We start from the raw sequence: 20304 nt of genomic DNA, 5'->3' as shown, positions 1-20304 counted from the left end.
CAACCACCATCCGCGTGGACCACTATGTGTGTCCGTGTCCGTCTGCGCGGCACCGAAGCTGGAAGAAGTTGATCTACCATGAAGGACGGCGACGCCAAGACCGTCTGGCTCCCGTACCCCCCACACGAGATCCCCGGCCTGACGGACGGGTTGCGGTACGTCTTCTGGGACGGCTCGACCGCACTACCCGGCGATCCGGACGACGTGCGTTTCCTGGTCGGTCCACCGTCGCCGGGCGCCGACCTCGTACTGCGCTCGGTGCTGCCGCGCATGCACAACCTCGATGTGCTCCAACTGCTCAGCTCCGGCTACGAGTACGTCATGCCGCTGCCGGACGGCGTGCCCCCCGGCATGCGGCTTGCGACCGGCCGCGGTGTGCACCGCGACGCCACAGCCGAGTTGGCGGTGACCCTGCTGCTCTCGCTGTGCCGGGGACTCGACGACTTCAGGGCGCGACAGGCCGAGGGCAGATGGCAGCCCGAGTTCCGGACCACACTGGTCGGCAAACGCGTCCTGGTCGTCGGCTACGGGGCCGTCGGCGCGGCGGTGGCCGCCCGGCTGAGCGCGTTCCGGTGCGAGGTGGTCCGCGTGGCTCGCACGGCGCGTACGTCCCGGGCGGGGCATGTTCACGGGGTGGCGGAGATGCCCACGCTGCTGCCCACGGTCGACGCGGTCGTGCTGTGCGCGCCGCTGACCGACCGGACGCGCGGCATGTTCGGCGCGGACACCTTGGCGCTGTTGCGGGACGACGCGATGCTCGTGAACATCGCGCGGGGCGAACTGGTCGACACCGACGCCCTGGTCCGCAGGTTGCGGGCCGGGCGGCTGCGGGCCGCGCTCGACGTCACGGATCCGGAACCCCTGCCGGCCGACCACCCCTTGTGGCACCTGCCTGGCGTGCTGATCACTCCCCACGTGGCGGCGTTCACGGACGCGTTCCAGGCCATGAGCAAGGACTTCCTGCGGCAGCAGTTGGGCCGTTACCAGCGGGGCCAGGAGTTGCACAACATCGTCCTGACGACAACCGGGGCCCAAGTCGACGAACAGGCGGCCTGAAGACATGTCCAGCACGTCCTCACCGGCGTCTACCGCTTTCGGCCCTTCCTGAGGGGCGTGCTGTCGGCCGGCGGCGGAACCTCCGTTGCGAATCGCGCCTGCTGGGCCCGAGGTACGCCCCGCCCGCCGCGGCTGAGCCGCACGGCCTGGACGTGCTGCGCGCCGAGGTCGGGGACGACCCTCGGAACACCACGCGGTTCGTCGTACCGTCCCGGGGAGGCCGCCCCGGCCGCGCAGACCGGGAAGCCGACGATGACGAGCCTGTTTGAGGTGCGCGTCCTGGGCGTGTACCCGGCGCTGCCGTGTGTGACTACACACACTGTGTATAGTCGTTCCGGCGTCCGAGACATGTCTCCGCAGCTGCCGTGCCGTTCGTCACGTCCGCAGGGGCGCCCACCACGTACGCCGCTTTCGCGGTTTCGCCCCGGCCTCCCCTGTCCCTGCCTGCTCCCCGCCGTCGGGCCGGACACAGCTCTGCCGCAGCACGAGAGGAAGTCAGTGAGCCCACGTCGGCAAGATCAACCGGGTCCCGTTCCGGCCCTGGCGCGGCGCCGAAAGCGCCTCGGTAGGGTCCGTGCACTCGCCCTGGGCGCGAGAGCCGCCCTGACCGGCGGCCGGGTCAGCGCGGTACGAACCATCCTGATGGCCGCGGGAATCGGCATGGGGGTCGCGGTGGTGCTCCTCGCGGCATCGGTGCCCACGGCCCGGCATCATCGCGATGCGCGCATCCACGAACGCATCGACGTCAACCTGGACGACCGGGTCGTACCGGCTTCCCGGCGCACCGTACTGGTGAGCGACATTGACACCGTCTTCCGCAATGTTGCGATCCGCGGCCGGCTGGTGGAACCAGAGGGGCCCGATGCCCCTTTGCCACCCGGACTTGACAGATATCCACGGCCAGGCGAAATGGTCGTGTCACCGGCCCTCGCACGACTGCTCGCGGAGCCTGGGAACGGTTTGTTGCGTGCCCGCCTCGACCACCCGGTCGCAGGACGGGTGGACGACGCGGGCCTGCTCAGCCCCAACGAGTACGTCTTCTTCCTGGGCGGCGAGCACATGGAGAGCGGCGTGGCGGGCGCGCGGCGGCTCGACCACTTCGGCAAGGTCTACGCGGACAAACCCATGGCCCCCGATCTCGTCCTGCTCACCGTCGTCGGCATCGTGGTACTGCTCACCCCGGTCGCCGTGTTCATCGCCGCGGCCACCAGGTTCGGTGGTGAACACCGCGACAGGCGGCTGGCGGCGCTGCGGCTGATCGGCGCGGACCGTGGCATGACGGCCGGCATCGCCGCCGGTGAGGCGCTGGTCAGCTCTCTCATCGGCGTCGTTGTGGGCGCGGCGCTGTTCGTGGTGGGACGTCGGTTCGTAGAACTGGTCGATGTCCAGGGACTCAGTGTCTTCGCACAGGACCTCACCCCCGAGCCGTCTCTGGCGGTCCTGGTGGTCGTTGCCGTTCCCTGTCTGTCCCTGCTCAGCGCTCATCTGGCGATGAACAAGGTGATCGCCGAACCGCTGGGAGTGGTGCGCAGGTCCGTCGGCGCCAGGCGGCGACTGTGGTGGCGCCTCGCCCTGCCCCTGTTCGGCCTGTTGCTCCTGTGGACGTCCGTCCGGGACGCATCGCAGGTCCGGAGCACCGCAGGTGTCGTCGCGCTGGTCGCCGGCATGCTGGCGCTGCTCGTGGGCGTGACCGCTGTCGTGCCGTGGCTCCTCGAGTGGTTCACCGAACGGGCCGGCGGGGCGGGCCCCCTGTCCTGGCAGCTCGCCATGCGCAGGCTGCGGTCGCACAGCGAAGCGTCCACCCGATCGGTCAACGGCATCGTGGTTGCCGTCGCCGGGGCCATCGCGTTGCAGACGCTTTTCACTGGTATGGCCCACAGTCATCCTGGCAAGCACCGGTCCATGGCAGTGGAACGGCCGGCATCGGACACGCAGATCGGCGTTGTCCGTCTGGTCGGGGCCCACGGTGAGAAGCCGTACGCCTCCCTCCTCGCCCGGACTCCCGGAGTAACGGGGGCGGTCTCCTTCAGCGAATTGCAGGTCAGTGAGGCCGCCGATGAGATCCCACAGACCGTACGTATCGCCGACTGCCCAGAACTTCGTCTCCTGGCCTCTGTGCCCACGTGCTCGGACGGCGACGCCTTCCTGGTCAGGCCCCGCACCGGGAACACGGACGACATGACCGAGTGGGAGACAGGCATGAGGATGCGCGTGGACGGGCGTGGCACGGTCTGGCGGGTTCCCCGGATCACCGCCACGGTCCGGGCCAGGCCGGGAAACCCTCAAGGCGCCTTTCCCGAGACGATGCTGCTCGCCACTCCCGGGGCCGCCGGCGCCGCCGCGACCGCGCACGCAACCGACGCTGTGCGCCTCACGTACCGGACCTCCCAAGAAGACGTCCGCGACCACATCCGCACAGCCGTGGTCCGGTTGAACCCCCGGTTCCAGGTCGACTTCCCGAGGGACCGCACGGAGGACACGGTCCTGAGCGGCATCAGGCGCGCCTTGCTCGCGGGCGTGGCCGTCGTGCTGCTCCTGATCGCCACCAGCATGCTGATCGGTGCCGTCGAACAACTGAGGGACCAACAACGGGTCATGGCCATGCTCGTCGCCGTCGGCGCCCCGTGGCGAACTCTCAGCGGCTCGATGTTGTGGCAGACGGCGCTGCCCGTGGCGATCGGCATGCTGATGGCGGGACTGGCCGGAACGGCGCTCGGCGGAACCCTCCTCCACCTCGTCGGCCGTACGGTGGTGTTCGACTGGGGCAGCATGCTGGCGATGACCGGCATCGGCGCGGGATCGGTCCTGCTGGTGACAGTGCTGACGCTGCCGACCTTGCGGCGGGTCACCCGAGTGGAGGCCATCCGCTACGAGTGATGTCCGCTCCCGGTAGCCGACGGTTCCGTGCACCCGCTCGCGTTGCCCTTGCATGGTCCGCTCGCGGGGTCTCGGGCCCGGGCGGCGGCGGTGCGCAACGCCCGGGGTGGGGGCGCACCGCGGCCGCCGTGTGCGCACACTGTTGTGTCGCGCAACGGTTACGGGGCCTGCCGGCTCCCCAGCACGCCCTGACCGCGGAGGAAAGCGAGGACCGCCGCGCTGAACTGCTCGGGCCGTTCGATGTGCGCGAGGTGTCCTGTGTCCTCGAGTATCGACAGCACGGCTGCGGGCATGGCCTCGTGCAGGAGGCGGGCCCATCGGGGTCCGCAGATGAAGTCCTGCCTGCCGGCCAGGACGAGTGCCGGTGTGATGATACGGGGCAGGGCGTCCCGGACATCGAACGGAGTGCCCTGGCCGCGGGTGGGCGCCGCGTACATCCGGAGCGACTGGCGGGCGGGAGCGAACTCCCGCTCCCTGCCCCAGTAGTCGAAGAGATAGGCGGGCATGGTCTTGCGCAGGACGGCGGTGGCGCCGTCGTCGTCGAGCAGGTCCAGGCGGGCCGTGAGCGCAGCGACGTAACCGGCCACCTCCGGATGGTCGTCGACGTGACGGTCCACGAAGCGCTGCATGGCGGCCACCGCCGCCGCCCAGAACTGGTCGTCTGCCACCGGCGACGTGTCGTACATGACCAGGGCGGCGAGCCGCGCCGGGTGGTCGAGGGCGTACTGCTGGGCGACGAAACCACCGTGGGAGTGGCCGAGCAGGGTGACCTCGGGCAGTTCCAGGTGTTCGACCACGTGGTGCAGGAGACGCGCGTACGTGGTCACGGAGTAGTCCCCCGGATCGGGGAGTCGTCCGGAAGAGCCCGTGCCGACGGGCTCGACGTACACCATGGTGAGGCTGCGTTCCAGCGCGGGCATGCGCAGGTATTCCCAGCTGATGCCGGGTCCGCCCGAGTGAGCGATGCATACAGGGCCCGCGCCGGCGACGTGGTACCGCTGTTCGACGTGGGCGTCGGCGTGAGGGACGGTGATCGTGTGGGTGCCGGGAGAGAGCGGCGCGGCAGAGTGCTTCACGCCTTCCGATGATCCATTGTCGGGTGGCACCCTTTCAACATGACACGCAACATGTCATCACACTGTTATCAACCTCAGTTGACCATCGTCAGAACGGCTCCGCGTCGATGCAGCCGCTCCAAGCCTCGGCCGCACACCGCCACTGTCGTTCTGCAGCACTGTGTGAGTGGGATACACTGATCACAGTGTTCCAGGCGTCGGGTGCTAACCCCGGACAAGCGTCGGGAGCACTTCGACACCCGCTGCGGAGCCGAGCGGGTGCAGTGCCCCGGGCGTCGTCGATCCCCCGCAGACGGCGTCCGGGGCATGACGGCCGTCACCGCGGATCCGCTTCAGGAACGCTGGGCCCGATAGAGACCACGGCCGGTCCGCAGGACCCGCGACGCACCGACGAGACGGTCGAGTGTGCTGCGCACCGCGTTGATGCTTCCGTTGTCGGTGTCGCGGCCGATCGCCGCTGCTACGTCCCGGGCGCGTACGTCCGCGTCGTCGGCCTGTGCGAAGTACTCCAGGATCTGCTCGGTGAGCTTTCCGTACGTTCGTGTCCCCTCGGCCACGGTGACTTCTGCGACTGCGGGATGTCCGGTCGGTGGAGTGTCCGTGTGCGCCCCTCTGGGCTCCGGGGGGCGGCTTCGGACCGCACCGACGGTGTCCACGGGATCCGGCGTGCCACCCTGTGGATCTGCCGTCAGGATCTCGAGTGCGCCCAAAGCTCGCTGGAGGGTGTGCAGATGGGCCATGACGACGGCCAGTTCCCTCTCCAGCGCCTGCTTCTGGAGCCGCAGAAGGGCCAGATCCTTCTGCAGCCCCTCGGCGGTGACCTCGATGGTGCGCGCCACGCCAGTTGCCGGGGCCATGTCTTCCTCTCGTCCTCAGCTTTGCCGTGCCCGGCCCGTTCACCTGGGGTGACGCTTGACACGGACGCCGGGACGGGCGCTTCGGTGCATCCTATGCGGGAGACCTCGGTTGTCACAGGGAAAAGATGCGGTGATGGTTCGATGCATGCTTGTTATCAATTGTTGCCACCAGCCCGCTGGAAACGCAACGACGAACGCCTCTGTGGTGGCGGAACCACCGGCGTCGGCTGCTCTCAAGACATCGACGGCGCACAGCTCGGCCTCGCCGCAGCCGGCAGCGGCCGACGCGCTGGATGATCGCCCGTTGTCAGGGGAGCCGTACGCCTTGTCGTCCCGCACTACGGCACGTAGTCCTCGCGGCCCGCGTGATCACCACGACACGGGCTTGCGCCCCCGCTCGACGGCAACGTGGATCGTGCTCGCCCGTCCGCCTCGGGAACTTCCGAGCGCAGCCCGTGTTCGGCGAGTGGGACGGGAGGACTTGCCACCGGGCTGACGGACGCCATCCGGGGCGAGGACGGCCTCCAGCGAGGCGACGTCCCCGGTGCGCGCCGCCGAGATGAAGGCATCGAGGAGCCGTCGGTGCTCGGCCGTGTCCGCGGACTCCCGGTGCTCGGCCGATAGGTGCTTGCGGGCCCGGCTCACGATCTTCCGCGTATTGACAGGGGTCAGGCCCAGTATCTCCGCGATCTCGGCGTAGCCGTAGTCGAACGCCTCCCGCAGTACGTACGCGGCCCGCTCGCTCGGGTTCAGCTTCTCCAGAAGGAGAAGCAGGGCCAGCTCGAGCGCCTCGGCCCGTTGCGCGCCGACCTCCGGGTCGCTGCTGGTGTCGACGGGCTCGGGCAACCAGGGGCCGATGTAGGTCTCGCGGCGCACCCGGGCGGACTGGGCCACGTTGATGGCTAGCCGTGTCGTCGCACTCGACAGGAACGCCGCGGGGTTCACCACCACGGAGCGGTCCGTTCTCTGCCAGCGCACCCATACGTCCTGGACCACGTCTTCGGCCTCCGTCGCACTGCCTAGAACGCGGTACGCGATACCGAACAGACGTGGGCGGAGCTCCAGGAAGACAGATACGGCCTCGTCCAGGCTGCTCCCCCTACGGGGCGTCTCGCGATGCATGGTTCTTCTGTCTCCGTTCCCCCGCGGATCGGTACTGCCGGCGGGCGCGCTCGTACGGCTGCCGCGTGAGGGGCCGCGCGTTGGCCGACTCCTGAACACGCCACAACAAGTCACACTGTTTCAACTGTGTCTGCCTCATAGACCAGGGCCACCGCCGAAGCGTTACAGGGCGATCGAGACCAGTTGTTGTGAGCAACGAGAAAGTTGTTGTGCGCTGGGCCTGGCCGAGCACGGTGTGGAGGGGTCTCAGTCCTTGACCGCTGTGGGAATGGTGGGGCCGGGGGTGTGGGGGCGGTTCCACGTGCGTAGTTTGTCGGGGTTGAGGACGGCCCATACCTGGATGACGTGCTGGGCGGCGATGTCGAAGCTGATGACGGCGGCTACCTGGTCGTTGTGCCGTACGACGATTGCGGTACGGCCGTTGGCCGGGCTGAGGTGCAGGCTGGTGTGCGGTCGGGGGGTCAGGAGGGTGAGGAGGGTGCGGGCGACGTGCTGATTGCCGTGCACCGGCCGGGTGAGGACACGGACCTTGCCGCCGCCGTCGAAGAACGCGGTGGCGTCGGGTGCCAGCAGCGATGCCAGATGAGTGGCATCGGCTGTGGTGCAGGCTCGGCGGACGGCGCGGACGATCCTGTCGTGCTGCTGTGGCGTGGTGCGGTGTGAGCGGCTGCTTCGCAGGCTCCGGCGGGCGCGGTCGGCGAGTTCGGCGCATTCGTGTGGCGTCCGTCCCACGATGTCGGCGACCGCCCGTGGTGGCATGGCGAAGACGTCGTTGAGGACGAAGGCCGCCCGTTCAGTGGGGGTCAGAGCGTCCAGGGCGTTGAGCAGGGCGCCGCTGATCTCCTCCTCGAGGGCCCGGTGGGGTGCTTCCTCCGTATCGCCGTCGTTGCCGTCCGGGCTGGTGGGCCGTCGCCCAGGCAGGATGAGGCGTGTCAGGCAGATGGAGCCCGTGGTCTCGGTCAGCCAGGCGCCCGGGTCGGTGATGCGTGCCTTCTGGAGATCGGACAAGTCGTACCACTGCCGGTAGGTCTCGGTGACGACGTCTTCGGCCTCGGGGCCCGCCCCCAGCATCCAGTAGGCGACATTGAGCAGATGCCGTCGTTCGTCGAGCAGATCCGCGATCGGCACTGCGTCACCGGCCTGGTCCATTCGGCATCCTCCTTGTCACACGGCACCGCGTCATCACCGCCGAGATCGGCGGGATCGACGGCCGTGACGGTCGGCGAACGGGGCACCCGCTCCCGGACGCCCTCGGCCGACGGGCTCGTCTTCGGTGCCCTCAGCAGTGCAGACCGGACAGGTACGGATCATGTGACATGAGGTGCCCCTCACTCGTTCCGTGGGATTCCGCCCTCCGCGTCGGTGGGTGACGACGTGCGAGAACTGGGAGTCCACGTACACAACAGTGTGACAGGATGCTCCTCCGACACCGATCGCGAGGCGTCGCCCGCTGACGAAGGGACCTGTCCATGCCTGCCATCCTGATTCACGGCGTCCCCGATACCCACCGGGTATGGGACGGTGTGCGGCGGCACCTGACCCGGACCGACGTGGAAGCCTGGGACTTGCCGGGCTTCGGCGCGGAGCGCCCGGCCGGCTTCCTGTCCACGAAGGAAGAGTACGTGGAGTGGCTCATCGAACGGCTGGAGCGGGTAGGCGAGCCGGTCGACCTGGTCGGTCATGACTGGGGATGCATATTCACCGCCCGCGTCGCCTATCTGCGCCCCGACCTGGTCCGTACCTGGGCCGGGGGCAACGGACCGATCAACTCCGAATACGTATGGCACCCGTTGGCCAAGATCTGGCAGGACCAGGCCGAAGGCGACCGCTTCATGGAGGAACTGCAACCGGAACAGTTCGCCGACGACCTGGCGAACGGCTTCGACGTGCCCATCGACCTGGCCCGAGAGATGGCGAGCCACGTGGACGGTCCGATGAAGGACGCGGTCCTCAGGTTGTACCGGTCGGCTGTGACGATGGGGGCGGAGTGGGAGCCGGGGCTGTCCGCGGTGTCCGCGCCGTGTCTGGTCTTCTGGGGAGCGCTCGACCCCGCCTGTCAGATCGAGTTCGGGCGCAAGCTCGGCGCTTCCCTGCACGCGTCCGAGGTGATCGAGATGGACTGCAATCACTGGCCCCCGCTCCAGAGGCCCGCGGAGGTGGCCGGGATCCTGGAGGCGCACTGGAGCCGGCTCGCGAACGTGTGAGGAACGCGCCGGCCGCACCGACGGAACGGCGGGCGCCTCACCGGTTCGCGACCGTCGTCCGCCCGTCCGTCCGCAGTGACGACCGGGGCAGCACGGCCCAGGCCGGGCAGCCGGCTCGGGGGCGGCCCGGCGGCCCTCTGACGATGGCCACGGAGCGCGCCACGGCGTGACCACGGACTCGCCCACGGCAGTCCAAGGGCGCCACGGGGTGGCTTGCGGCGTGGACTTGCGGGAAGGGCCGGCGCCGTGGGCCGACACGTTCCCCAGCCGTCCGGGCCGGCCCGCCGCACAGCGCAGGTGTGGCAATCCGGCGGTCGGCACCGCAAACGCCCCGTGTCTCTGCAACGAGGGACGGTGTCCAGTCCAGGGGGTAGACCAGAAACGGCGCCGTCGGTTGCACGTACGGGATTCCAGTTCCGCTCCGGTCACGTCACACCACGTGGTTCTGGCCGGTCTTGATAAGTGGAACCGAGAGGAACAGAGGACACCGTGCGTGAAATTTTGATCGTAGGTGGTGGGTACGCGGGTTTCTACACCGCGTGGGGCCTGGAGAAGAAGCTGCGTCGGGGTGAGGCACGCGTCACCGTGGTCGACCCCCGTCCGTACATGACGTACCAGCCGTTCCTCCCCGAGGTGGTCGCCGGGTCGGTGGAGGCCCGGCATGCCGCGGTCTCGCTGCGGCGGCACCTGCGCCGGACCCGTGTGATCGCGGGCACGGTGACGGAGATCCGCAACAGCGCGCGCACGGTCACGGTCCGGCCGGAGGCCGGGCCGGACTTCGACCTCCACTACGACGTACTGGTGGTGACGGCAGGGGCCGTGACGCGCACGTTCCCGATCCCGGGGCTGAGCGACCAGGCGTACGGACTGAAGCACGTCGAGGAGGCCGTGGCGATCCGTGACCGTCTGCTCACCTCGTTCGACCGAGCGGCGACCCTTCCGCTCGGTCCCGAGCGTCGCAAGCTGCTCACCGTCACAGTGGTCGGAGGCGGATTCTCCGGGGTGGAAGGCTTCGGCGAACTGCTGGCCCTGGCGACCGCCCTGCTGAAGCACTACCCGGAGATCGATGCGGGAGAACTGGGCTTCCACCTGGTCGAGGCACGGGACCGCATCCTTCCCGAGGTGACCGACCGGCCCGGTGAGTGGGTGGTGCGCTCGCTGGAGAAGCGGGGTAGCCGAGTGCACCTGAACACCCAGCTCGTCTCCGCGGAGGACGGGCACGTCGTGCTGTCCGACGGGGAGGAGTACGACTCGGGCCTGATCGTGTGGACGGCGGGCAACGCGTCCAACCCGATCGTGCACAACCACACCGACCTTCCGGTCGACGAACGGGGCCTGCTGACGGTGCGGGCGGATCTCCGGGTAGGCACGGACACCGAGGTGGTGGCGGATGTCTGGGCCGCCGGCGACGACGCCTCCGTACCCGACCTCGCCGCCGGGCGGCCGGGGGCCCGCACGGTCCCCAACGCGCAGCATGCCGTCCGACAGGGCAAGCTTCTGGCGAAGAACATCCTGGCGTCACTGCGGGGCCGCCCGGCCAGGGACTACGTGCACCACAGTCTGGGCGTGGTGGCCACACTGGGGCTGGGCCGCGGCATCTTCCAGTACCGGCGTCTGGTGATCAAGGGCTTCCCCGCCTGGCTGATGCACCGTGGCTACCATGTCCTGGCCGTACCCAGCTGGGAACGTAAGACACGTGTTTTCTCGGTCTGGGCCACCGCCGCCTTCTACGGCCGCGACATCGTCTCCCTCGTCTCGGTCCAGCACCCGAGAGACGCCTTCGTCTCCAGCGGCGCCCCACGGCGCAGCGAGGAGCCCACGGACGTCGTCGCCGGATGAGCCGGCGGTGAGATGCCGGGTGACGGGTGTCTCCCTGGGAGTACCCGTTGCCCGGAGGTGACAGCGGCACAGCCTGGTGCGGCGATGTGCAATCGGCTGGTCAGGGCTTGGCGGCGCGGTACAGACCGCGGCCGACACGGCGAATGCGAGAGGTGCCGACCAGGCGGTCGAGTGTGCTCCGCACGGCATTGATGCTGCCACTGTCAGTGTCACGGCCCAGAGCGGCGGCGACATCGCGGGCACGGACGTCGGTGTCCGCGACTTCGGCGAAGTACGTCAGGATCTGCTCGGTCAACTTGCCGTACTTCGGCGCACTGTCGGCCTCGGCCTCGACGGAGGCGTGGTCGGGCCTCGGCCCGCGCGTGTCCGTGTCCCCGGTCGTATCCGCGGGTACCGGCTCCGCCGTCGGCCCGGCATCCACGGATGCGGGTGCCGCGGACGACGCGGTGGCCATGGGCAGCAGGGCCTGAAGGGCACTAAGGGCTCGTTGCACGGAGTCCAGGTGAGCGGTGACCGCGGACAGTTCCCGCTCCAGCGCCTGCTTCTGAACCTGCAGCCGGTCCAGGTCCTCCCGGAGGCTCTCGGCGGTGATCTCGATGTTGCGAGCCTTGGGGGTCACGGGGCCCATGTGTTCCTCTCGTCCTCAACCCTTGTTCCGGCGGGGCCGCCGATGCGCCGGTGACGTCAACCCGGCCCGACACCATCGGATGGTACCCGCACATCATATGCAGCGGCCCCCGCCGGTCGGGAACAGAGCGGGCTGACACGGAGAGGATGCATCGACTGCGTGGCGATCCACCGGGTCCGCCCGCTCGATGTGTCAGGGGCGGTCGGTCCTCGAGTGATCGAGTCTGGTGCCGTCCGTCCCGCCCGGGTGCTTCTGGCCGTCGGCGGGCCGGGCCACCGAATGCTGCAGTTGTCTGAGGGCCTCGGAGACCGCGTCGATGCGGGCGTCCACCGTGTCGATCGCCTCTCGGAGCAGGCGCAGCCGGCCCTCGAGCAGCGCCGCCTCCGCCGCCAGCGACGCGGTGGCGGCGGCGGGATCGGCCCGCCGGTCAGTGCTTCGGGGCATCCTCTCGTCCTTCCTCAGCTTGTGCCGGAAGCCTGGGCACGGACGTCTCTCGAGCAGCGATCACTCGAACGCATCGGCTGCAACGTGTCCCTGCCATGCTCCTCCTTCTTCGCCGCACGGCTTGGGCGCTTGCCACTGCACGCCGTCGACACCGCATTGACCAGGCAGTGCCGACGGCTGTGACAGCCGTGGTGCGGCGCGCCCGGTTACTTCGGCTCGCAGCCGGGATCAGGGGCGTCCTGGGCGAAGGGGGCACCGTGCGGCAGGACGTAGAGGACCTCCAGGACGACGTTCACCGCGCCGCGGTTCTGGCCGATGTGCACGTGCTGCGCGCCAGCCGGTTCCTTGATGTAGTCGCCCTTCTTGTACACGCCGTCCGACGCGCACGTGGCATCGAAGTGGCTCAGTGTTCCCTGCTTGACATAGGCGTACAGGTTGCCGTCGTGGTAGTGCCACCCCGTCCCCTGGCCGGGGGGAATGGTGACCTCACGGAGGCTGTAGTCCCAACGACCGGTGGTCCATTGTGCCAGTGTCTTGCCGGTGACACCGGGACCTCCGGGGGTCGCCTGGGCGACCCCCGAGGCGAGCGTGAGCCCGGCGGACACGGCACCGATCGCCGCTGCACGCAACATGGTGCGCATTACTGATCCCCTTCGCGTGGTGGGTGGGTGAGGGGCCGCCTGGGTAACTGAACTTCCTGCGCGGCCTGTTCGACAGGACTCACTGTATTGCCGGGGGAAATGACATCGACAGCGGGGTCCCATGAAAGTGTGTTTCGGCGACACAATGAGGCAGTCGCGAGATGCGACGCCACCGAAGCCACGGTGGTGCCGGAGGGCGGTTCGGAAGGAGAGCGCGGTATGGAGCCTGTCGGTGACCCCCTGTCGATCACGGAGTTAGTCGACGAGCGGAGGCATCTGCTGGAGGTGGCTCACTGGATGCTGGGCAGCCGCCCCGCGGCCGAGCGTGTCACCGACGAGGCGTACCGGCGTTGGTACGGGCTCTCCGATCACCAGCGGGAGCGCATAGCGACGCCACAGGCCTGGCTGACCCAGGTCGTCGGTGACCTCTGCCTGGCTCGGCTGGCGCTGCCCGGCCGCAGGGGAGACGCCCAGGGCCCCGTGCCGAGGAGGGAGCAGCACGGTTCCCGTCCGGAGGACGAGGTCAGCGCGGTCTTGCTGCGAACGCTGGACACTCTGTCACCGGTCGAGCGGGCCGCGTTCGTGCTCAATCGCGTGTTCGGAATGGCACGGGGCACGGTCGCGGGCATCGTGGGACAGTCCGAGGCCGACTGTACGGAACTGGCGGACCGGGCCGCCCGCCGGAGCATTCGGGTCCGGCGGGCACAGCGAACGCCGTCACGCCGGCAGGACGAGATCGCCCACGCCGTACGACAAGCGTGCGCCGACGGGGACGCCGACCGCTTGGTGTCCCTGCTTTACCCGGACGTCACCGCCTTCTTCGACGGCGGAGGCAAGGTCCGCACGCTGACCCGGCCCGTCGCCGGCAGCGGACATGTCGCCCGGAGTCTGCTGGCCTTGCTCGCCCGGCACCCGCGCACCACCTTGTACACGCACCCCGCCAACGGACGGACCGCTCTCGTGGTCCGCTGCGACGACCAGGTCGCCGCGGTCATCACCCTCGACATCAGCGGCTCGCGTGTCGTCCAGGTCTGGGTCGTCCTCAACCCCGACAAACTGCGTTCCTGGAACCGCACTCGTTCATGACGGGTCGCCCGGGAACCCGGTGCCGGACGCGGGGGACGGCAGCGCAGGGGGAGCGGAGCCGGGGAGGGCGGCGCTCTGGATGCGGGCGGAGCACCCACGTCACCTGGTGAACGCCCCGGCGTGTGGCCTTGCATCCATCGGTGGAATACTCACGGGCCTTCGGAAACGCAAGCCCGGCACCGTTTGATGTCACATACACATCGACCGCTCGGTCCTTTCAAGTGACGAGCGGCGGGTGTACCGCCCAGCCGCGTCTTTGCACTACCGGATAACGAGCCACCCCCCGAGACCGTATCCGTCCCTCACCCAGGAGGTGTTCCATGGACTGGCGCGAACGGGCGCTTTGCCGAGGCGAGGACCCTGATCTCTTCTTTCCGATAGGCAACGTCAACAGCGGCCCGGTGGCGATACAGACGGATGAGGCGAAGGCCGTCTGCCGCCGCTGCGCCGTGCGGGAACGGTGTTTGGCGTGGGCCGTCGACGCGGATCCGGTGGAGGGCATCTGGGGCGGTACGACGGAAGGGGAGCGCCGCGCCATGCGCCGGCGCGCGGCGCGTACGCCGGGGGCGACGCAGGCCGTCGCGTGAGCGCGGGCCGAGTGGACGAACCTGGCCGTGGCCGCGGAGGAGCCCAAGCCGCGGACCACACAGGGGGGAGGGAGATGGGCGGGGTGGTGCCGGAACGGGTACGGCCCCGCCCTCACGGGCTTCCGGTCAGGCCGCCGTGTCCCGGTCGAGCCGTGTCGCGGAGACGTCCAGTGTCAGGGTCACCTTGTCGCTGACGAGGACTCCTCCCGTCGCCAACGGTGTGTTCCAGGCCAGCCCCCAGTCCGAACGCCGCAGGGTCGCCGTACCCGCGAAGCCGACCCGGTGCTGCCCGTGGGCGTCCTCGCCGGTTCCGCCGAAGACGACGTCGATGTCCAAGGGCAGCTCCACGTCCTTGATGCGCAGAGCGCCCGTGAGGCGGAACTCGCCGTCACCGAGCGGGACGATGCCGGTGGAGCGGAAGGCCATCAGGGGAAACGTCGCGGAGTCGAAGAAGTCGGGTCCCGCCAGGTGTGCGTCGCGTTCCTGGACGCCCGTGTCCAGGCTGTCGGTCTGCACACTCACATACGCCTCGGAGCGGGACGGGTCGGAGCCGTCGAGTTTGAGAAGGCCCTCGAAACGGTCGAATCTCCCGCGGATGTTGGAGATCATGGCGTGCCGGACGGAGAAGCCGATCGAACTGTGGACCGGGTCGATGGTGTACGTGCCGGTCACCTCCGGGTATGGACCCGACTGGGGAGGAACGGCCTGATCGCGTTGCATCAGCATGGCGGGTGGCTTTCTCTGCGGTGGTTGTCTGTCGTTCGCAAGGTGTGTGGCGTCCGGGCCGTCGCCGCGCCGGGCAGGAAGAAGGGGCCTGTCGTGCCGCGGTGCGGACGACAGGCCCCCTCACCGGTGGTGGACCGTGCCCCAGGGCCCATCACCGGAGGCTTACCGCTGCTGCGCGAGCCAGTCGGCGAAACGGGTCTCCGCGATGTGCGCGTCCGGACCGGGCAGCAGGGTGGTCTCCTGCAGTTCCGCACCGAAGTACGGAGCGTGCACGTCGGTCACGACCGTGCGCGGGTCGTTCTTGGCCGCCAGGCCCTTCCGGATCAGCTCGTCCAGTTGGAACACCTCGGGGCCGGCGACCTCCACCAGCCCGTTGACGGGGGTGCCGACAGCGGTGCGGCCGACGACGGCGGCCACGTCGTCGGAGTAGACGGGCCGGATCTTGATCGGGGCCAGTCGGACGGTGTCACCGTCGGTCGCCGACTCGGCGATGCCCTTCATGAACTCGAAGAACTGCGTGGCGTGAACGATGGAGTACGGGATTCCCGACTCCTTGATCAGCCCTTCCTGCGCCTGCTTGGCACGGAAGTAGCCGCTGTCCTGGAGCCGTTCCGTACCGACCACGGAGAGGGCCACGTGGTGGGTCACCCCGGCGTCCGACTCCGCCTTGAGGAGGTTGGTGGTCGAGGTACGGAAGAATTCCATGACGGCGTCGTCCGCGAAGGAGGGCGAGTTGGAGACGTCGACCACGACCGAGGCCCCCTCGAGGACTTCGGCAAGGCCCTCACCCGTGAGCGTGTTGACGCCGGTGTTGGGGGCGGCCGGCACGGCCTCGTGACCGTGCTCGTTCAGCTTGGCGACCAGCTTCGAGCCGATCAGTCCGGTACCGCCGATCACTACGACCTTCATAGTGGCAATCCTTTGGTAGATGCGTGACGTGTTTGGGTCTGCACAGGAATGACCGGGTACGCCGGTTGTCTGTGACGCTGAGAAGCCCGTGAAGCAGGAACTCCCGGAAGACGGACCGCTATTCGACGAGCTTTCCGTCAGTGGAGACGTCCTCCATGAGGGCCGCGATCTCGCTCGGGATGGGCGGAATGCTCTCATGGGTGATCCCGGTCGTCGGGGACCAGACGAGATTGACGCGGAAGGTGGGATCCATGTCGGGGAAGTCGCTGCGATTGTGACAACCGCGGGTCTCCCGGCGTTCCAGCGCCGCTTCCAGAGTGGCGCGGGCCGCCAGGGCGGCCGACTTGAGGTCGAAGGCGTGGGCGAGGTCCTGGAAGCCGGCGATGTCGGGGTGGACTCCGACGTTCTCCATGCGCTTCTCGATGGTGTCCAGTTCCGCCAGGCCCGTGCGCAGACCTTCTTCGTCGCGGACGACGCCGGCGTGTTCGGTCATGGTGTTGCGGATGGCGCGCTGGAGGGCGCGGACGTTCTCCGGTCCGTCGGCGGCCAGCAGTTCGTCGATTTCGTCGCGGGCCTGGGCCACCGCGGTCGCGGAGCGAGGCTGCGCGGTGAGTGACTCCGAGTAGGCGGCTGCGGCCTGGCCGGTGATGCGACCGTACACGAGGAGCTCGATGAGACTGTTGCCGCCGAGGCGGTTGGCGCCGTGGAGGCCGCTGGAGGCCTCGCCGATGGCGTACAGGCCGCGGACGTCGGTGCTGTGATCCTCCGGGCGGACCCACACGCCGCCCATCGAGTAGTGCGCGGTGGGGGCGACCTCGATGGGTTCGCGCGTGATGTCGAGCATCTGCAGATCGAGGAGCGTCTGGTAGACCCTGGGCAGCCGGTTCATGATCGTCTGGCGGGGGAGGTGGGAGACGTCGAGCCAGACCCCGCCGTTGGCAGTGCCGCGGCCCTCCTTGATCTCGGTGTAGGAGGCGAGGGCCACGCGGTCACGGGTGGACAGTTCCATCCGCTGAGGGTCGTAGCGGCTCATGTACCGCTCGCCGAGGGCGTTGCGCAGAATGCCGCCCTCACCGCGGGCCGCCTCACTGACGAGAGTACCGGCGGCGTTCTCCGGTTCGATGATTCCGGAGGGGTGGAACTGGACCAGTTCGGGGTCGCGCAGGCGGGCCCCGGCCTCGACCGCCAGGCGGAAGGAGTCGCCGGTGTTCTCGTCCCGGCGCGAGGAGGTGCGCCGCCAGATGCGGGTGTGCCCGCCGGCCGCGAGGATGACGGCGTCCGCGTGGATGAGGTAACGGGTGCCGTTGGTGAGGTCGAAGCCGTAGGCCCCGAAGACGGTACCGTCGTGGACCAGGAGTCGGGTGATGTAGACGGTGTCGAGCATGGGTATGTCCAGCTGACTCGCGCGCCGGATGAGCGTGCGCTGGATCTCCAGGCCGGTGTAATCGCCGGCGAAGGCGGTGCGGCGGTACTTGTGCGCCCCGAAGAAGCGCTGCGAGATACGGCCGTCCCCTTCGCGGGCGAACGCCATGCCGTAGCGCTCCAGGTCGTCGATGCCCAGGGCCGCGCCCTGGGTGACGATCTCCGCGGTGCGGGGGTCGCCGAGCAGGTAACTCTCCTTGAGAGTGTCCGCGGCGTGCTGTTGCCAGCTGTCCTCGGGGTCCATCGTGGCCAGCGCCGCGTTGATCCCGCCGGCGGCCAGGGAGGTGTGGGTGTCCTCCTTGGGGCGCTTGCCGACGGCAACGACATCGACGCCGGCCTCGGACAGCTCGATCGCCGCCCGCAGGCCGGCCCCGCCGGTACCGATCACGAGGACCATGGTCGACAGTCGTTGTTCGGTGATGGCCACGATTGCTCCCGTCGCTGTGAGTGTCACTGACTACGACCAGGCCAGACGGAGCTTTGTGACACGCGCGTCTTCCGGCTCCCCGGTGGGCCGCCCAGGGGGAGCGCACGTGTCACAACGAGAGTGCGTGCCCGGTCGTATCGATGAGTCCGACGGCCGCCCGAGCCGGCCCTGTTGCGTGTGCGACGGCGAGGAGGAGGAGAGGGATGACGTATGTCATCGCGCAGCCCTGCGTCGACATCAAGGACCGGGCGTGTGTCACGGAATGCCCCGTGGACTGCATCTACGAGGGCTCGCGCACGCTGTACATCAATCCTGCGGAGTGCGTCGACTGTCACGCCTGTGAACCCGCCTGCCCCGTGGAGGCCATCTTTTACGAGGACGACCTGCCGCGGCACTGGGCGCATTACCTGTCCGTCAACGCGGAGTTCTTCGTAGCCGCGTCCCCGGAGCGGGACCACCGCGTCGGCACGGCCGCAGACCACCCCCTGGTCGCGGCCCTGCCCCGGCAGGGTCTGCACAAGAAGGAGATCTCCGTCTTCGCCGTCCGCAAGGAGGAAGCCGCCGACGCGGACCTGTGGTTCCCGTCCTGACCCAGGGCCTCTCGTCGAAAGACCCTGGTGTGCCGGCATGCGTCGGCCGTCGCCCGGGGCGACGGCCGACGCATGCCGGACGTGCCGGTCAGGAGGCCAGCGTGATGGTGGTCGGCGTACCCCTCCAGGCCATGCGCGCGTAGGGACACAGCGCGTCGGCCCTCTGCATCAGATCCGTTGCCGTCTCGGGAGCGACACCGGGCCACTGCACCACCAGATCGACGCGCAGCAGATAGCCACCGTCCTCCGGATCCCGTCCGAAGGCGACGGTCGCCTCGACCGAGATGGCCGCGGGGTCGAGAGCCTCCTGCCGTGCCAGGAGGCTCAGTGCGCCGTGGAAGCACGCCGCGAAGCCGGCCGCGAAGAGCTGCTCGGGGTTGGTTCCCCGGCCGTCGCCGCCCAGCTCGGCGGGCATGCGCAGGTCCAGGTCCAGGGCGCCGTCGGACGAGCGTGCCCGGCCGGAGGCCCGCCCGTGCGAGGCCACACCACCGTGGACGGTCACGGTGGTCGTGTAGATGGGCCGGAACTCGTTCCCGTCGTAGTTCTTCTCGGTCGACAGGGCGGGCAACTGGATACGCTCGGTCACGGCATGACTCCGATGTGTTCGTGGTACGGCGTTCCGGCGGACGTCCGGGATGGCGTACTCAGGGGCCTCGAGGCACGGAGGGCGGTGACGCGCGGATCCGCGGGACGCGCCGGGCAGGCCGGGGCGCTCTCTTTCGAGGGCGACACCGCACCGTACACACCACACGTCACGTCGTCCGTCCTGGGGTCGGGGTGTCCGGGATCCGGACTACTGGTTGACCGACAAGTAATCGTTCCTGTGACGCCTGCCCGCCGACAGCCGGGGAGGGTGCCCGCCGGCGGGTCAGTCGTGCAGGGAGGCCACGTACGGCGCCAGCTTGGCCGGGTTCATCACCCACATGAGCCGGTCGATACCGTCCACCGAGATGTCGGCGGACAGCAGGGCGACAGCCTGCCCGCCGGACGAGACCAGCACGGCCGGCAGGCCGTTCGCCTCGACCCACCGGATGTCGGCCTCTGGCCAGAAGCGCGGTGCGAATGCCACGAGGTACCGCGAGACATGCGGCCGTCCGATGACCGGGATCCTGGACGCGCCGCGGATCCCGCCACCGTCCGAGTAGCTGACGACATCGGCGGTGAGAACGTCCTCGAGCACCGACAGGTCGCCCGTCCGCGCAGCGGAGAGGAACACCTCCAGCAACCGCCGATGGGCCGCCGGCGTGACACGCTCCCGGCGCTCGGCGGCCAGGTGCCTGCGTGCCCTGCTCACCAGCTGACGCGCGTTGGCCTCGCTCGTCTCGAGGATCTCCGAGACCCGCCCGTAGGGGTAGTCGAACGCCTCCCGCAGCACATAGGCGGTGCGCTCCACGGGATTCAGTTTCTCCAGGAGCAGCAGAACCGCCATCTCCAAGGCCTCGGCCCGTTCCGCGCCCAGTTGCGGATCCTCTGCGGTGTCGACGGGCTCGGGAAGCCAGGGGCCGACGTAGGACTCCCGGCGCACCCGTGCGGACTGGGCCAGATTGATCGCCAGCCGGGTGGCCACCGTGGTGAGGAAGGCGGCCGGTTCGACGATCTTCGTGCGGTCCGTGTTCTGCCATCGCAGCCAGGTCTCCTGCACGACGTCTTCGGCCTCCGTCGTACTGCCCAGGACCCGGTAGGCGATGCCGAAGAGTCTCGGGCGCGCAGAAAGGAAGTCCTTCGTCGCTTGATCGAGGGTGTCGGGGTGGCCGCCAGCGTGCATGGATCTTCCCTTCTGGCTTCGTGCGCCCCATGCTACAAGCGGCTGTGA

The 20304-nt window shown here is 69.1% G+C and carries 17 protein-coding genes and 2 pseudogenes; 7 read left to right on the top strand and 12 right to left on the bottom strand.

Annotated elements, in window-relative coordinates; genetic code table 11:
• Positions 1-78: 78 nt before the first annotated feature.
• Complete coding sequence (locus ACZ5DC_RS31715) at positions 79-1056, top strand: NAD(P)-dependent oxidoreductase (protein WP_468658386.1); 978 nt, start codon at positions 79-81, stop codon at positions 1054-1056.
• Positions 1057-1698: 642 nt separating this feature from the next.
• Positions 1699-3933, top strand: coding sequence for an ABC transporter permease (locus tag ACZ5DC_RS31710; RefSeq protein ID WP_468658384.1), 2235 nt, complete (start codon positions 1699-1701; stop codon positions 3931-3933).
• A 158-nt stretch (positions 3934-4091) separates the two neighbouring features.
• On the opposite strand, the gene ACZ5DC_RS31705 is transcribed toward ACZ5DC_RS31710, so the two are convergent.
• From ACZ5DC_RS31705 to ACZ5DC_RS31690, 4 genes and pseudogenes are all read right to left on the bottom strand, one after another.
• Positions 4092-5009, bottom strand: a complete 918-nt coding sequence (locus ACZ5DC_RS31705) for an alpha/beta fold hydrolase (RefSeq protein WP_468658382.1) — start codon at positions 5007-5009, stop codon at positions 4092-4094.
• A 332-nt stretch (positions 5010-5341) separates the two neighbouring features.
• Positions 5342-5866: a hypothetical protein gene (locus tag ACZ5DC_RS31700; RefSeq protein ID WP_468658380.1), complete on the bottom strand. Its 525-nt coding sequence runs from the start codon at positions 5864-5866 to the stop codon at positions 5342-5344.
• A gap of 497 nt (positions 5867-6363) precedes the next feature.
• Positions 6364-6988: pseudogene (locus ACZ5DC_RS31695) on the bottom strand (sigma-70 family RNA polymerase sigma factor); the annotation flags it as partial.
• A gap of 246 nt (positions 6989-7234) precedes the next feature.
• A complete protein-coding gene (locus tag ACZ5DC_RS31690) occupies positions 7235-8137 on the bottom strand; it encodes a sigma factor (RefSeq protein ID WP_468658378.1) in 903 nt (300 codons plus the stop codon).
• A gap of 320 nt (positions 8138-8457) precedes the next feature.
• Between ACZ5DC_RS31690 and ACZ5DC_RS31685 the strand changes: the two genes are divergently transcribed.
• A complete protein-coding gene (locus tag ACZ5DC_RS31685; protein ID WP_468658376.1) occupies positions 8458-9192 on the top strand; it encodes an alpha/beta fold hydrolase in 735 nt (244 codons plus the stop codon).
• A 489-nt stretch (positions 9193-9681) separates the two neighbouring features.
• Positions 9682-11031 carry an NAD(P)/FAD-dependent oxidoreductase gene (locus ACZ5DC_RS31680; protein WP_468658374.1) on the top strand — a complete coding sequence of 450 codons (1350 nt, stop codon included), beginning with the start codon at positions 9682-9684 and terminating at the stop codon, positions 11029-11031.
• Between the two features lie 100 nt (positions 11032-11131).
• On the opposite strand, the gene ACZ5DC_RS31675 is transcribed toward ACZ5DC_RS31680, so the two are convergent.
• From ACZ5DC_RS31675 to ACZ5DC_RS31665, 3 genes are all read right to left on the bottom strand, one after another.
• The gene (locus ACZ5DC_RS31675) at positions 11132-11659 is read right to left on the bottom strand and encodes a hypothetical protein (RefSeq protein ID WP_468658372.1); all 528 of its coding nucleotides are present in this window, start codon (positions 11657-11659) and stop codon (positions 11132-11134) included.
• Positions 11660-11851: 192 nt separating this feature from the next.
• The gene (locus tag ACZ5DC_RS31670; RefSeq protein WP_468658370.1) at positions 11852-12103 is read right to left on the bottom strand and encodes a hypothetical protein; all 252 of its coding nucleotides are present in this window, start codon (positions 12101-12103) and stop codon (positions 11852-11854) included.
• 206 nt (positions 12104-12309) lie between these two features.
• The gene (locus ACZ5DC_RS31665) at positions 12310-12744 is read right to left on the bottom strand and encodes a cupin domain-containing protein (protein ID WP_468658368.1); all 435 of its coding nucleotides are present in this window, start codon (positions 12742-12744) and stop codon (positions 12310-12312) included.
• A gap of 219 nt (positions 12745-12963) precedes the next feature.
• On the opposite strand from ACZ5DC_RS31665, the gene ACZ5DC_RS31660 reads away from it, so the two are divergent.
• The gene (locus ACZ5DC_RS31660) at positions 12964-13830 is read left to right on the top strand and encodes a sigma-70 family RNA polymerase sigma factor family protein (RefSeq protein WP_468658366.1); all 867 of its coding nucleotides are present in this window, start codon (positions 12964-12966) and stop codon (positions 13828-13830) included.
• A 320-nt stretch (positions 13831-14150) separates the two neighbouring features.
• Positions 14151-14417, top strand: coding sequence for a WhiB family transcriptional regulator (locus ACZ5DC_RS31655; protein ID WP_468658364.1), 267 nt, complete (start codon positions 14151-14153; stop codon positions 14415-14417).
• 126 nt (positions 14418-14543) lie between these two features.
• Here ACZ5DC_RS31655 and ACZ5DC_RS31650 read toward each other — a convergent pair whose 3' ends face one another.
• The 3 genes from ACZ5DC_RS31650 to ACZ5DC_RS31640 all read right to left on the bottom strand — a co-directional run bounded on the left by ACZ5DC_RS31650 (position 14544) and on the right by ACZ5DC_RS31640 (position 17871).
• On the bottom strand, positions 14544-15140 hold the full coding sequence (locus ACZ5DC_RS31650; RefSeq protein ID WP_468658673.1) for a YceI family protein: 597 nt from the start codon (positions 15138-15140) through the stop codon (positions 14544-14546).
• A gap of 165 nt (positions 15141-15305) precedes the next feature.
• Positions 15306-16052, bottom strand: a complete 747-nt coding sequence (locus ACZ5DC_RS31645; RefSeq protein WP_468658362.1) for an SDR family oxidoreductase — start codon at positions 16050-16052, stop codon at positions 15306-15308.
• A 118-nt stretch (positions 16053-16170) separates the two neighbouring features.
• Complete coding sequence (locus ACZ5DC_RS31640) at positions 16171-17871, bottom strand: L-aspartate oxidase (protein WP_468658671.1); 1701 nt, start codon at positions 17869-17871, stop codon at positions 16171-16173.
• Positions 17872-18104: 233 nt separating this feature from the next.
• On the opposite strand from ACZ5DC_RS31640, the pseudogene fdxA reads away from it, so the two are divergent.
• Positions 18105-18410 (top strand): annotated as a pseudogene (gene fdxA, locus ACZ5DC_RS31635) (ferredoxin); the annotation flags it as partial.
• A 169-nt stretch (positions 18411-18579) separates the two neighbouring features.
• Here the strand turns inward: fdxA and ACZ5DC_RS31630 are convergent.
• Together ACZ5DC_RS31630 and ACZ5DC_RS31625 are read right to left on the bottom strand one after the other, a co-directional pair.
• A complete protein-coding gene (locus ACZ5DC_RS31630; protein WP_468658360.1) occupies positions 18580-19077 on the bottom strand; it encodes an Ohr family peroxiredoxin in 498 nt (165 codons plus the stop codon).
• A 282-nt stretch (positions 19078-19359) separates the two neighbouring features.
• Entirely contained in the window at positions 19360-20256 is an 897-nt protein-coding gene (locus ACZ5DC_RS31625) for an RNA polymerase sigma-70 factor (protein ID WP_468658358.1), read from the bottom strand.
• Positions 20257-20304 lie beyond the last annotated feature (48 nt).

Source organism: Streptomyces sp. NPDC031445, from assembly GCF_055581365.1.
Note: the sequence above shows the minus strand (reverse complement) of the source record. Positions and strands in the feature narration are given on the sequence as shown.